The sequence below is a fragment of the Methylocystis sp. Sn-Cys genome (assembly GCF_016745395.1).
Lineage (GTDB): Bacteria > Pseudomonadota > Alphaproteobacteria > Rhizobiales > Beijerinckiaceae > Methylocystis > Methylocystis iwaonis.
On the sequence record NZ_JAERVJ010000010.1, the window covers coordinates 16534 to 28847 of the forward strand.

General features: G+C 62.9%; 13 protein-coding genes. 2 read left to right on the top strand and 11 right to left on the bottom strand.

The features are described 5' to 3' along the window. Positions 1 to 3: 3 nt before the first annotated feature. The 6 genes from JJT62_RS16875 to JJT62_RS16900 all read right to left on the bottom strand — a co-directional run bounded on the left by JJT62_RS16875 (position 4) and on the right by JJT62_RS16900 (position 6023). Complete coding sequence (locus JJT62_RS16875; RefSeq protein WP_370568577.1) at positions 4 to 1314, bottom strand: glycosyltransferase family 4 protein; 1311 nt, start codon at positions 1312 to 1314, stop codon at positions 4 to 6. Beyond that, positions 1305 to 1601, bottom strand: coding sequence for a hypothetical protein (locus tag JJT62_RS16880; protein WP_210340710.1), 297 nt, complete (start codon positions 1599 to 1601; stop codon positions 1305 to 1307). Before JJT62_RS16880 ends, JJT62_RS16875 begins: the two co-directional genes overlap by 10 nt. Beyond that, positions 1598 to 2608, bottom strand: a complete 1011-nt coding sequence (gene hpnA, locus JJT62_RS16885) for a hopanoid-associated sugar epimerase (RefSeq protein WP_202073955.1) — start codon at positions 2606 to 2608, stop codon at positions 1598 to 1600. Before hpnA ends, JJT62_RS16880 begins: the two co-directional genes overlap by 4 nt. A gap of 335 nt (positions 2609 to 2943) precedes the next feature. After that, entirely contained in the window at positions 2944 to 3690 is a 747-nt protein-coding gene (locus tag JJT62_RS16890; protein ID WP_370568578.1) for a CDP-alcohol phosphatidyltransferase family protein, read from the bottom strand. 201 nt (positions 3691 to 3891) lie between these two features. Then, the gene (locus JJT62_RS16895) at positions 3892 to 5085 is read right to left on the bottom strand and encodes a polysaccharide biosynthesis/export family protein (protein ID WP_370568579.1); all 1194 of its coding nucleotides are present in this window, start codon (positions 5083 to 5085) and stop codon (positions 3892 to 3894) included. A gap of 254 nt (positions 5086 to 5339) precedes the next feature. Continuing rightward, entirely contained in the window at positions 5340 to 6023 is a 684-nt protein-coding gene (locus JJT62_RS16900) for a hypothetical protein (RefSeq protein ID WP_202073956.1), read from the bottom strand. A gap of 215 nt (positions 6024 to 6238) precedes the next feature. Here JJT62_RS16900 and JJT62_RS16905 point away from each other — a divergent pair, with 215 nt between their 5' ends. Beyond that, positions 6239 to 6985 carry an enoyl-CoA hydratase-related protein gene (locus tag JJT62_RS16905; RefSeq protein WP_202073957.1) on the top strand — a complete coding sequence of 249 codons (747 nt, stop codon included), beginning with the start codon at positions 6239 to 6241 and terminating at the stop codon, positions 6983 to 6985. A 6-nt stretch (positions 6986 to 6991) separates the two neighbouring features. Here JJT62_RS16905 and JJT62_RS16910 read toward each other — a convergent pair whose 3' ends face one another. Next, on the bottom strand, positions 6992 to 7477 hold the full coding sequence (locus tag JJT62_RS16910; protein ID WP_202073958.1) for a hypothetical protein: 486 nt from the start codon (positions 7475 to 7477) through the stop codon (positions 6992 to 6994). Positions 7478 to 7615: 138 nt separating this feature from the next. Between JJT62_RS16910 and JJT62_RS16915 the strand changes: the two genes are divergently transcribed. Further along, on the top strand, positions 7616 to 8320 hold the full coding sequence (locus tag JJT62_RS16915) for an SOS response-associated peptidase (protein WP_202073959.1): 705 nt from the start codon (positions 7616 to 7618) through the stop codon (positions 8318 to 8320). A gap of 168 nt (positions 8321 to 8488) precedes the next feature. Here JJT62_RS16915 and JJT62_RS16920 read toward each other — a convergent pair whose 3' ends face one another. The 4 genes from JJT62_RS16920 to JJT62_RS16930 all read right to left on the bottom strand — a co-directional run bounded on the left by JJT62_RS16920 (position 8489) and on the right by JJT62_RS16930 (position 12244). Then, positions 8489 to 9841, bottom strand: coding sequence for an FAD-binding oxidoreductase (locus JJT62_RS16920; RefSeq protein ID WP_202074127.1), 1353 nt, complete (start codon positions 9839 to 9841; stop codon positions 8489 to 8491). A 102-nt stretch (positions 9842 to 9943) separates the two neighbouring features. Then, positions 9944 to 10072 carry a hypothetical protein gene (locus JJT62_RS19390; RefSeq protein WP_255537318.1) on the bottom strand — a complete coding sequence of 43 codons (129 nt, stop codon included), beginning with the start codon at positions 10070 to 10072 and terminating at the stop codon, positions 9944 to 9946. A 184-nt stretch (positions 10073 to 10256) separates the two neighbouring features. Beyond that, positions 10257 to 11519, bottom strand: a complete 1263-nt coding sequence (locus JJT62_RS16925; RefSeq protein WP_202073960.1) for a class I SAM-dependent RNA methyltransferase — start codon at positions 11517 to 11519, stop codon at positions 10257 to 10259. Next, positions 11516 to 12244: a TlyA family RNA methyltransferase gene (locus JJT62_RS16930; protein ID WP_202073961.1), complete on the bottom strand. Its 729-nt coding sequence runs from the start codon at positions 12242 to 12244 to the stop codon at positions 11516 to 11518. The genes JJT62_RS16925 and JJT62_RS16930 overlap by 4 nt, the downstream gene beginning before the upstream one ends. Between the last annotated feature and the right edge of the window lie 70 nt (positions 12245 to 12314).

Below are 12314 nucleotides of genomic sequence, written 5' to 3' on the forward strand. Positions count from 1 at the left end.
CCCTCAATTCGCTCTCGGCGAAATCGTCGCGACAAATCGCTCGATCGTCTCGAAAAAAGTCGACGGATCGTTTTTGATCGTGGAAGCTCCCATCCGCGCCAGAGTCGCTGCGCGGCGAGGAGAATCCGGGCCCCTATAATCGCGCACCGCTTGAAGCCACCCAAGGCCGTCGAGCGGATCAAGAAAATCGGGCGCATCGCCCCCCAGCTCTCGAAAGACGTCGAGATCGGAAGCGATGACCGGAACGCCCGCGGTCAGCGCTTCGGCCACCGGAAGGCCGAAGCCTTCGCCAAAGGAGGGCATGAGCAGCGCGCGGGCGCCCGCCATCAAACGACGCAGCCCCGGCGTCGAGAGGCCCCCTGCTTCGATGACATTCGCGCGCAACGATGGGCAGCGGGTCATCATGTCGACGACATTCTCATTGAGCCAGCCCCGCTTGCCGACAATGATGAGCTTGGGCGCCGCGCCGCTCTTGGCGAGCTCGCGCCAGACATTGAGCAGCAAGAGGTGATTCTTGCGCGGCTCGATGGTGCCGCAGACGATGAAATAATCCCGCCCGCCCAGCGCCTCGGGCGGCGCCGAGGGCGTCTCGAAAACGGGTGAGACCGGCAAGGGCGCCACGCAGGCCGGAATATCGGCACGGCCATTCTCGGCTGCAAAAGCCGCGAATCTTTCGGCTACGGCGCAGGAGGCCGAAACCACGCCGGCCGCCAATCGCGCGATGTTGCGGTTGCGGCGCGGATGCAGCGTAGCCTCGACAGGACGAAAAAACTCCGGGTGATGGACAGGAAGCAAATCATGGATAAAGGCCACCGGCTTCACATCCGGGCGCGCCTGCAGCCATCGCACATACCACTGGCGGTCGAGCAAAAACTGCGTGGCGTTGAAATAGACGGCGCCGTCGGGCGCCTCGCTGATCGGCCGGCCGAGATGAAACGCCCAGTCGCGCAAGGCGCGCCAGTTGCGCGACACCCGCTCGACGCCCGGCTTGCGGTCGTGGCGAATCGCGCCCGGCCCAGCACCCTCTCCCGCCAAAGCCGCAACGACGGAATGGTAAACAGCGTCCTCGTCCGCGTCGGCCGCCTCGCGCCAATAGGCTTCAATCGCCTCAATGGTTGCGAGCGCTTTTTGCGTGCCGGAAAGGCGCGGCCCCAAGGCGGTGCAAACCAGCGGCGTCGCGCCCTTTGCGAGAAAATGGCGGGCAAGCGCGAAATCGACGCGATCAATTCCATTGGGCGAGGGATTGAGCGCACGCGTCACGAGCCGGGTCACGTCATAGATGACTGGGGCCGCCGCCGCGTCTGTCAGCGGCACGTCAGAGCGCCCGTGCGGCATTTCCAAGCTTCCAGCACGTCGTTGGCTTCGCGAACCGCTCGCTGCGTCTCTTTGTCCAGACATTCGCGATAGCGGAAGACCGTCTTGATGAAGGCCTGCACCTGCGCGTCGCAGGCGTCCTCGGCGACAGGCGCGTCGATGCAGAGGGGCCGCGAAGGCGGCGCGCAAAAATCGAAGCCGCTCGGCTTCTCCCCTGCGACGCAAGCGCCCGTAAGGACAAGAAAAATGAGGAAAATCTGCGCGGCGGTCGCGAGCGACCGCCTCATGCGCTCTTGCGACCGGAACGGCGCGGGGCGGCGCGAAACCAGGCGACGGCGTCCTCCACGGCGCATTGCACCGGCCGGGTCGTATAACCGAGCTCACGGCGGGCTTTTCGATCGTCGAAAAACATGCGCGTTCGGGACATCTTCAGGCTATCGCAATGGAGAAAAGGCTCGTACCCCAAGAGGCGCGCGCCCCATTCATTGGCATAGGCCAGCGGCATCAGAGGGGTCGCCGGCAGTTTGAACTGTGGGCCACGCCGGCCCGTGACACGGGAAATTTCAGTCAACAAGTCGCACAAAGTCAAGTTTTCACCGCCCAGGATATAACGCTCGCCGATTTCGCCTCGCTCCATGGCGGCGAGGTGGCCCGCCGCGACGTCATCCACATGCGCGATATTGAGCCCGGTCTCGACATAGGCGGGCATCGCCCCGCGCATGGCCTCGGACACAATTCGGCCGGTCGGCGTGGGCTTGACGTCGCCCGGCCCCAGAGGCGCCGAGGGGCAGACGATAACGGCCGGCAGCCCCTCTTTCTCGACCATCCGTTCGACGAGATGTTCCGAGAGAATTTTACTTTGTTTATAAGCGCCGATCGCCTTTTCCGGGGAGAGCCGGTCGTTCTCGGTGCAGACGCAGCCATTGGCGGCGGCGAGCGTTGCGACGCTGCTCGTGTGGACGACGCGCTCGACGCCTGCGCGCATCGCTTCGCGCATCACGATCTCGGCGCCCTGGACATTGACCCGGAACACCGATGTCGGATCCGGGGCCCAAATGCGATAATCGGCCGCCAGGTGAAAAACGCGGCCGACGCCGCGCATCGCCGCGCGGACGCTCTCCTCGTCGGTGACGTCGCCCTCGAAAACCTCACATGCGTCGGGGATGTTTTCGCGAATGCTCGAGGTCCGAGCCAGGGCTCTCACCGGAAGGCCCTTTGAAATCAAGAGCCGGACGACCGCGCCCCCAATGAAGCCGCTCGCGCCCGTGACCAGCACAAGACTATTATTAGACATGTTTCCCCAGCGCCAAAGCATTATCGCAGCCCAATGGCGCTATTAAAACACCACCAAAGTCTCTGCGCTTCGGCATTCTATAAATAGGGCGTGTGGTTTTCGAGCGTTGCAGTGAAAAAAAGAGGATTTGCTAAAAAGCAGAGCATTGATCGAAAGGTCAATGACCGCCGCTGCTCGATCTCGAATTCCCAATTATTCGAGGCCCGACCGGTTCGGCGTCGTTCCCCATGCTCGCGCATCGAGCGGTCGGGCAAAACCAGCGCATTTGTGGCTCTGGATTTTCTTTGCCCGAGGGAATGACAGGGCCCCAATGCGCTTCTCGAACGGAATTGGCGTTACTGGGCTGTCTGTTCCGCCAAATCGACTTCGGGAATATCGAACAAGGGCTCCTGCAGAACAGCGGCGGGGGATGACGCTTTCTGAGCAGCGCGCTCCTCCTTCTGCAGGCGATTCAAGTCGCTGCGCACGATCCAGACGAAACCGCAGAAAGTGCAGGCCGAGAGAAAGCCGATGACGACGTCTAGGCCGACGAAGGAATAGATCCGGCCGGTGGAAACAACAGGTCCGACCCAGGCGGCGATGAGCGCCCATGCGGCGACAAGAATACGGAATTCCGTCGCGCCCATCCCGCCATAGGACAAGCGGTGGACGCTCTCGGTAACCACGCGCAGATAGGTGTAGGAGCTCATCAGAAGATAGAGCGACAGGACCAGAAGCGCGGATGGAATCGTGAAGAAGGGAGAGAAGCCGAGGCCGATGACAATCAGCGTCTGCGCGATGAGATCTGCGGAATGATCGATAAAATACCCGTAATGATGGCGCTCGATCTGCCGATAGCGGGCAAGCGTCCCATCGAGCGAATCACCGAACCAGTTGAGCGCCAGCCCCGCAACCACGGCGACGAGAAACCATTTCGTCCACCAGCAAGCGATAAAGCCCGCCGAGGTCAAAACCGCCCCGACCAATCCCAGCGCCGTCAAATGGTCCGGCGTCGTCCAGCCGGGCAAGCGACGAACCAGCGCCGCAAGCGCCGCGCGTTCGGCCCGAGCTAGCAAACTATCATTTATCCTAACGTTGGCCACGGCTCCCTCCTGGAACAACGTGTCGCAATGAGCCGCCGTTACGTCCATGTCGCTCATTGAAAAGTTGTACGATCCGAAATGTGAGACGCCGCCAAGGAGCGTCATATAAGGCGTCGCCCATGATATTGGCCCTCACAACTGTTCAAGGTCAAGAATAGATTCGCCTCATCTCGACCCTTATCCTACAAAACCTCTAGCTTATCAATGGCCGATACGGCTGACCGCCATCCCCTGGACTGCCGGTTGCGCGACCATCTGGACGAGCTGCACCACCTTGCCGATCTCGGCCAAAGGCGCGTTGGAGATGTAGATGATGTCCTTGTCGCGGACTGCGAATCGGCGCGCCGCGAAGAGCGCGGTCGGGTCCTTCATGTTCAAATGATAGGCGACCGGGATTTGCGGCTGCTGCAAAAGCTGCGGAGAAACATTCGGGAACTCGCGGACGAGCGTCGTCGGCTCGTAGCGCAGAACAAACAGGCCGTCTGGATCCGCGCGGTTGTCGTTCAGGCCGCCCGACTTGCCGATCGCCTCCTCCAGCGTAATGCCGCGCGCGTCGAAGGGGATTACGGCGTTCGCGCCAGCGGCGCCCGCGACAGTAAATGTCTGCGGCCGGCTTTCAACTGTCAGTATATCTCCCGGACGCACATAGATATTCTCGCTCGGGTTCGCCAAAAGCGCCTGGAGCGGCGCGCGCGCGGTCCGGCTGCCGCGCGTGACGCTGATGAAGGTTTCGTGGACAGGCGACCGGTAACCGCCGGCCTGGGCGACAACGTCGAGAATTCGATCGCCGCGCAGATTGAGCGGGACGCGGGCGCCATTCGCCACTTCTCCCGTCACAGTCACCGTGTTGGTGACGTTCCGCGTAACATTCACGAGCGCCTGCGGCTCGATCGCCTTTCCGCGCAGACGCTCGACAATGGCGGTCTCGACCTGCTGCTGCGTGCGCCCGGCGACCTGGATGCGTCCCGCATAAGGCACTGTCACGGAGCCGTCGTGCCCAACGATTTGCTCGGGAATGAGGGAGGAGCGGGAGCCCGGGCTGACGCCGCCGGCCGACTCGCCGGCTGAGAACAGCCCGCCGGAAGCCGCCTCCCATACGGTGATCTGCAGAGCGTCGCCCATGCCGATGACCTGCGACGCGGAGGGGCGATAATCGCCGAAGAAGCCGCGCAGAGTGGGCGGCGCCCGACGCGCGAGAATATCCAGTGTGTGCCGGTCGACTTCCACCCAGGCAAAAGGCGCTTCGCCATCCTGCGCCATCGCCGAAACGCCCTTCACCATCTCGTCGCGCGACGGCCCGCTCGCCGGCGTGATTCCGCATGCGGCGAGCGCGCCGCACATGGCGAGAAGAGAAATGTGCTTGAGTAGATCGAGACGAAAAGTTGTCAAAGCCACTCCAACCGCGTCGAGGCTCTCCAAAGGAGGGGAGCCCAAAACTAACAGAAAGCGTACCACCGAACCAAGAACCGGACAGGTTTATTAAACTCCGCCCATCGCGATTCCCTTGTGATGTGGCGCTTATGTCACAGCTAATTATTAAGGTTTACTGACACCACGCCAAGGATCGTCTGGTAAGGTTGCGGCAACCTTAATACTGTCCAGCCGCGCCTATTCTTTGGCCGAACATGCGAGGACTTTGTGGCGAAACATTAGTCGTCGCGCCCGGATGCCGCCGTGATTTTCCGGCCATCGAAGAAAAGCTTCGCGAGCAAGCCGATAATTGCAAATCCGGCAAGCGACAAGACCGCGACGTCGATGGCGGGCTGCTTATCCCCAAGGCTCTGCGGCACGCCCAGGAGGACGGCGGCGAAGGGCCAAAAAGCCAGTAAAATCCGAAATTCCGTCACGCCGATCCCGATATAGGCCATTTGCTCGACATGGCGGGTCGCCGCGCGAATATAGGCGTAGGCCGCGAAGAGCAGGTAGCAGATCACCACGACGGTCGCCGCGCGCACAGTGAAAAAAGGCGAAAAGCCATAAGCGATCAAAACCGAGAGATGGGAAAATATCTCGCCGAGATGATGCGCCATGCCCTCCGCGGCAGCTTCCTGCTGGCGTTTGCGCGCGAGCGGCAGATCGACAGAGAGGCCGAACCAATTAATCGCCATAGCAATGGGGACGATCCATATGGCGTGCGGGAAATGATTGCACGCAATCAGGGCGATCGACGCGACCAGGGCGCCGCACGCGCCCACGCCCGAAAGCTGAATCGCTTCGACACGCGCCGGCAATGATTCGACGATATTGTCGATCAGGCGGAGCTCCGCGCCTCGAAGGAAGCTTTGCGTGCGCTGCGCGGGATTTCCAAAAATCGATGTGAAGAAGTCGCCCATTCCCCACCGCCTGGGCCGCACCTTTGCGCCATTATCCCCCATAAATTATACTTTTCGAATTGGCAACGAGCCACAATCTTGGCGGGAGGCGGTTCGCGGCGTTCGACGTCTCGGCGAGGCCGTCGCGGCGGATCACCGGCGCGAGCGACGAGGGGCTGCGCTCGATGGACGAATTCTGACAAGCCCCTCTGAAATTGGACAAAACGGGTTCCGAAATGTCCGAGAAGGTTTTGATTTCGCGCAGCGAGGGCGCCCTTTGGCTCGCCTTCAACAGGCCGGAAAAAAAGAATGCGCTCGACCGCGAAAGCTACCTGGCGCTCATCGGAGCGCTCGACGAGGCGCGCTGCGACGCGGCCGTCCGCGCGGTCGTTTTCTCAGGGATAGGGGCGGACTTCACTGCCGGGAACGATCTCGGGGACTTCCGCGACTTTATGGAAAAACCGGAAGATTTCCCGGCGCTTGCATTCGTGCGAACGCTCGCGGTCTTTGAAAAGCCCATGGTCGCGGCCGTTGCGGGCGACGCCGTCGGCGTCGGCGCGACCATGCTTTTCCATTGCGACCTGGTCTATGCGACCCCGCAGGCGCGGCTTCGCATGCCTTTCATCGATCTTGGCCTCGTGCCGGAGGCCGGGGCGAGCCTCCTGGTTCCCCGGCGATTCGGCATGGCGCGGGCGTCTCAATATCTCTTGGCTGGAGAGGCATTCTCAGGCGAGGACGCCTTCCGGCTCGGCTTGGTCAACGCCTTGGCCGAACCGGAGGCGGTGCTCGAAACGGCGATGGCCGCGGCGAAGAAGCTTGCGCAAAAGCCGCCCGCAGCCCTCCTCGCGGCGCGGCGGCTGATGCGCGGCGATCCGGCGGAAATTTTGGCCCGAATCGACGAAGAAGCCGCCCTTTTCGCGCAGGCGCTCGCCTCCCCCACGACGCGCGAGAGACTCTCGGCCTTCTTTGCGCGCGGCAGATAGCGTCCTTCAGCTTTCGATATTGGCGTAATTGACCAGGCGGGAGGCGCGCAGAAGGATGACACGCATCTTTTCGCCGCCGCGCGCGCAGGTCGTCTGGAGGCGCTCCATATCTTGCGGCCCTCCGTCGCGGAGCTGCCGCCGGACAGCGGCGACGCTCGCCAGCGCGATGACGTCGAGCTCAGCCACAAAGGTCTCGAAACGACGCCGAAAATTCGGGCTCAGCTCCTCATAGGCCGCCAGCGCCGAATGCCGGCCGGGAAGCGGCGAGCGGCGGAAATATTCCTGATAGCTGACCGGACGCCAGGCGCAGAGATCCTCGAATAGTTCCGGCATGATCGGAATCTGCTCGAGAATCATGACGAGTTCGTTGAACAGGTTGAGGTAGTCGTTGGCGAGCCCGGAGATGGGGTTGACCAGCGTCTTCGACTGCAACTGCTCGACCGCCCTCGGGCGCGCTTCGCTCGGCTCGATAAGTTGCACGTCCAAGTTCATCTGGTTCTCGCCAATGCACTCGCTATGAGCTTGAACTGAATATGATAAAAATTCCTTGCCCAGTCCTGCCCATTTGTGGCCAAGGCCTCTCGGCGCCCCCGTGGCGGCTTGGGCCGCGAAGATGTGAGTAGAAGGAAGATGTGCGGACGCTATGCGCTCACCTCCGCGCCCGAGGCGATCAGGAAGCTGTTCGGCTATCCCGAAACGCCCAATTTCCCGCCACGTTACAACATCGCGCCGACCCAGCCGATCGCGATCGTCGCGAGCGCGCGCCAGGATGGGCGTCCGGCGCCGCGCTTCATGCTGGCGCGCTGGGGCTTCCTGCCGGGATTTGTCAAAGACCCCCGTGATTTTCCGTTAATTTTCAACGCGAGATCCGAGACGGTTCTTGAAAAAGCGAGTTTTCGCGCCGCCATGAAGCGGCGGCGCTGCCTTGTCCCCGCCGACGCTTATTATGAATGGCTGAAGCTCGGCGCGGGGCGAAAAATTGTGCGCAAGCCCTATCTCTTCCGTCGCGCCGACGGGGCTCCAATGGGCATGGCCGGCTTGTGGGAGACCTACGCCGGCGCGGATGGCTCCGAGATCGACACGGCCTGTATTCTCACCACAGCGGCCAATGCGGCGACAATCGCCGTGCATGAGCGGATGCCCGCGGTTCTCGAGCCGAAGGACTTCGCCGCCTGGCTGGATTGCGACGACGTCAGCGACGAAAGGGCCGCTGCGCTGCTGAGGCCGGCGGCGGATAGCGCGCTCGAATTTTTCGAGATCGCCCCCGCGATCAATAAGGCGACGGAAGACGGGCCACATTTGCAGGAGCCGCTCAGCCGCACGCTTTTTGGCTGATCATACGCGATCTGCTCGATTGGTTCGTTGTCATTCCCGACGCTCGCAACGCGAGCGATCGGGAATCCAGAGCAAAACCAGCGCTTTTGTGGCTCTGGATTCCCGGTCGGGCTTTCAGCCCGCCGGGAATGACACGTCCCCATGCGCGCTATCCAAACGGAAAAGGTATCAGATCAGCTTGCCGGGATTGAGCACGCCCCTTGGATCAAGCGTCTTCTTCAAGGCGCGCATCAGGTCGAGCGCGACGGGGTCTTTCACGCGCGCGAGAAGATTGCGCTTCAATCGCCCGATTCCGTGCTCGGCCGATATGGACCCGCCATAGTCATGCACGAGCCCATGGACGATCTCGTTCATTTCGTCCCAGCGCGCGAGAAAAGCCGCCTTGTCGGCTCCGACCGGCTGCGAGACATTATAGTGAAGATTGCCGTCGCCCATATGGCCGAAGGGAACCGGTCGCGCCTGCGGGAAAGCGGCGGCGATTCGCGCGCCGGCTTCGGCGACGAAGGTGGGGATGCGCTCGATGGGCACGGAAATGTCGTGCTTGATCGAGCCGCCCTCGCGCTTTTGCGCTTCGGAGAGACTCTCCCGCAGCCGCCAGAGGCTTTCAGCCTGGTCGAGCGACTGCGCGATGGTGGCGTCGTGGGCGAGGCCCGCCTCCAGCGCCTGCGCAAGCGACAGCGCCGCTGTCCGTTCGGCCTCTCCCTCGGCAAAGCCGGCGATTTCCAGAAGCGCATACCAGGGATGGGGCGATAGAAGCGGATCGCGCGTGCCGGGGATATGCCGCAAGACAAGCTCGAGCCCCACGCGGGGAATCAGCTCGAAGGCATGCAGGCCTGGCCCGGCGTGGCCCTTCAAGAAGTTGAGCAGCGCCAGCGCCTTGGCCGGGTCGTCGAGGCCGAGAAAAGCGACGGCGCGCGAGCGCGGGCGCGGGAAGAGCTTCAGCGTCGCGGCGGTGATGACGCCGAGCGTGCCTTCGGACCCCACGAAAAGCTGGGTGAGATTATAGCCGGTGTTATCCTTGCGCAGCTTGCCGAGCGTCGAGAGAATCCGCCCGTCGGCGAGCGCGACCTCCAGCCCGAACACAAGGTCCCGCGCCGCGCCATAGGCGAGCACATGCACGCCGCCGGCGTTTGTCGAAAGATTGCCGCCGATCGTGCAGCTTCCCTCGGACGCCAGCGACAAGGGAAAATAACGGTCGACGGACTGAGCGATTTCCTGCGCCCGCGCGAGCGTCACGCCGGCTTCGAGCGTCATGGCGTCGGAGGATGGATCGACCTCGCGCACGCGATCCAGTCTTTGCAAGGAAAGGACGATCTGCCGGCCGCTCAAGTCCGGCGTCTGCCCGCCGACAAGGCCCGTATTGCCGCCTTGGGGAACAATCCCCAAGCCAAGCTCATTGCAGAGCGCCAGGACACGGGCGACTTCGCCAGCATCTTTCGGTCTGATGACGCAAAGAGCATCGCCGTGATAAAGGTCACGAGGTTCGGACAGATAGGCGTCCATATCCGCCGCATCCGTCATCACGGCGGAAGCTCCGACGATCGCCTTCAGGCGATCGCAGAGATCGGGCGCGTCGAACGAATCACTCTGAGACAGAGAAGCGCCCTCGGGTTGAGCCGGGCCTTAGTAGTAATTGCGGCGCCGGCGGGCCATGGCGTCTTTCTTGCGGGCGTAGACGTAAGCGCGCGCCGCAGCGGGCGCACTCGCGAGGACGACACTGCATAATGCTGCGGCGATCAGCGCATTCATCATGATTATCTCCTTCCAGTTCCCGGAAATCACTCGATTTCCGCCTACACCCAGGAACACCAGCAAATCCTATGCCTGATTCTTTTCCTCGGCAACCGGCTCCGCTTCTGATCCTATCCGATGAGTCGTTTTTCCCGTCCCCTCGAGACATTCTCGTCACAGGAATGTTACGTAAAAATTAAGGCTTTCACCCTAGAAGAGCCCGTTTTGCCCGCTTTTGCCCGTCCCGCCGCGAGAAAACCGCGACAATTTCGACATGGGGGGCGTGGCGGAACTGATCAATGGGCGTGACGGGGGACAGTGAGTACCCGCCGTTGAGCAAAATTGCGGCGTCCCGCGCGAAACTTTGGGCGCCGCAGGAGACGGCGACCACCGTTTTCACCGCCGATTTGGCAATTTCGCGCGCCTGCGCCTGTGCGCCCGCGCGGGGCGGATCGAAAACCACGACATCGAAGGGCGTAAGCTCCTGCACGGAAAGCGGGCGCTCGAAGAGATCCCGCGCCGCGCCGTCGAGCGGCTTGAGCCCCTCCGAGTTGCGGGCGCTCGCAAACATGGCCTCGACGGCGTCAGCGGCGGAATCAAAGGCAGAGACCCGCGCGCTTTGCGCCAGACGCAACGCAAAGGCGCCGACGCCGCAGAAGAGATCGGCGACGCGCTTGGCGCCCTTGGCCGCTGCTAACACGCGCGTGGCGATTGCTTCTTCGCCCGCTGCCGTCGCCTGAAGAAAGCATCCCGGCGGAATGGGAACGCGCGCGGGGCCGATTTGCACGACGGGCGAACGACGTAAAGCCACCAGCCTGCCGTGGTTGGAAAGCCGCGCGAGATCATGCGCCTCGGCCGCCTTGATGAGCGCGCTCGTCTCATGTTCCTCCAGCGGGCCGGCGCCACGCAAATCGACATCCATGCCGTCGAGCGTCGCAGTGAAGGAAAGATCGAGCGGCTTGCCGCGCGCGGCGAGGATTTGCGCGATCGCCCGCGCCGCCGGCAGCGCGCCCGCAAGCTCGGGAACGAGCAGCGGGCAGCCTTCGATCTCGACGGTCTCGTGAGAACGCGCCGCCATGAAGCCGACGCGCGCATGGCCTTTCTCCATGCGCGCATGGAAAGTGACGCGCCGGCGTCCGGCGCCATGCGCATCGACCAGCGGCGCAACCTCGCAAGAAAGACCGGCGTTGCGCAGCGCCGTCACAACAAGGCCGCGCTTCCATTCGGCGTAGGCGGCGGGCGCCAAGGCCTGCACCGCGCAACCGCCACAATGGGCGTAATGCGGACAGAAGGGCGCGATGCGATCGGGCGAAGGATCGATGACTTCGATGAGCCGCGCGTGATCGCCCTCGACCTCGGCGACCACTGTTTCGCCGGGCAGCGCATAGGGCACGAAAACGCGCGCGTCGCCATCGCGGGCGACGCCCTCGCCGCGAAGGCCGAGACGTTCGATGTAAAGGTTTTTCATGGTGTGGCCGCGTGGATGAGGAATTCGCGATTGCCGTCGGCGCCTTCGATGGGCGAAGCGACGATGCCGAGGACGCGCCATCCGAGCGACTCGATCTCGCGCCTCGCCTTGTCGCAGACATCGGCGTGAATCTTCTCGTCGCGCACGACGCCCTTCTTCACCGCTGCGCGTCCCGCCTCGAACTGCGGCTTGATGAGCGCGACAAGATCGCATTGGCTTGCGGCGAGAGTAAGCACATTGGGCAGCAGCGCCGAAAGCGAAATGAAGCTGGCGTCCATGACGATCATGGACGGCGCTTCGTGAAGCTGCGACAACGTCAATGTGCGCGCGTCCTGCCCTTCCATCGAGGTGACGCGTGCGTCGCTGCGCAGCTTCTCATGCAGTTGGTCATGCCCGACATCGACCGCCGCGACATGCCGCGCGCCGCGTGACAGCAGGACATCCGTAAAGCCGCCGGTCGAGGCGCCGACATCGAGGCAGTAGCGGCCTTGTGGATCGACGCCGAAAGCGTCGAGCGCATGGGCGAGCTTCACGCCGCCGCGCGACACCCAAGGGTAAGGCGCAGCGGCGCTGATCTTCGCGCCCTCCGCAATCGGCGCCGAGGGCTTGGCGACGACGCGCCCATCGACGGTTACGAGCCCGGCTTCGATCGCCTCGCGCGCTTTGGCGCGGCTTTCGAAGTAGCCCCATTCGTGAAGCGCCGCATCGGCGCGTTTCGTCGCCATCACAAAAATCCGTTAGTTGCTTCGTCATTGCGAGCGGAGCGAAGCAATCCAGAGTCGCTGTAGCTGCCCT

Bases quoted from the DNA above. Each gene is read 5' to 3' on its own strand.
- JJT62_RS16910 (WP_202073958.1), bottom strand. From the start codon at position 7,477: ATGAACTTGGACGTGCAACTTATCGAGCCGAGCGAAGCGCGCCCGAGG.
- JJT62_RS19390 (WP_255537318.1), bottom strand. From the start codon at position 10,072: ATGATGAATGCGCTGATCGCCGCAGCATTATGCAGTGTCGTCCTCGCG.
- JJT62_RS16900 (WP_202073956.1), bottom strand. From the start codon at position 6,023: ATGGGCGACTTCTTCACATCGATTTTTGGAAATCCCGCGCAGCGCACG.
- JJT62_RS16915 (WP_202073959.1), top strand. From the start codon at position 7,616: ATGTGCGGACGCTATGCGCTCACCTCCGCGCCCGAGGCGATCAGGAAG.
- JJT62_RS16880 (WP_210340710.1), bottom strand. From the start codon at position 1,601: ATGAGGCGGTCGCTCGCGACCGCCGCGCAGATTTTCCTCATTTTTCTT.
- JJT62_RS16930 (WP_202073961.1), bottom strand. From the start codon at position 12,244: ATGGCGACGAAACGCGCCGATGCGGCGCTTCACGAATGGGGCTACTTC.
- JJT62_RS16925 (WP_202073960.1), bottom strand. From the start codon at position 11,519: ATGAAAAACCTTTACATCGAACGTCTCGGCCTTCGCGGCGAGGGCGTC.
- hpnA (WP_202073955.1), bottom strand. From the start codon at position 2,608: ATGTCTAATAATAGTCTTGTGCTGGTCACGGGCGCGAGCGGCTTCATT.
- JJT62_RS16920 (WP_202074127.1), bottom strand. From the start codon at position 9,841: ATGACGGATGCGGCGGATATGGACGCCTATCTGTCCGAACCTCGTGAC.
- JJT62_RS16905 (WP_202073957.1), top strand. From the start codon at position 6,239: ATGTCCGAGAAGGTTTTGATTTCGCGCAGCGAGGGCGCCCTTTGGCTC.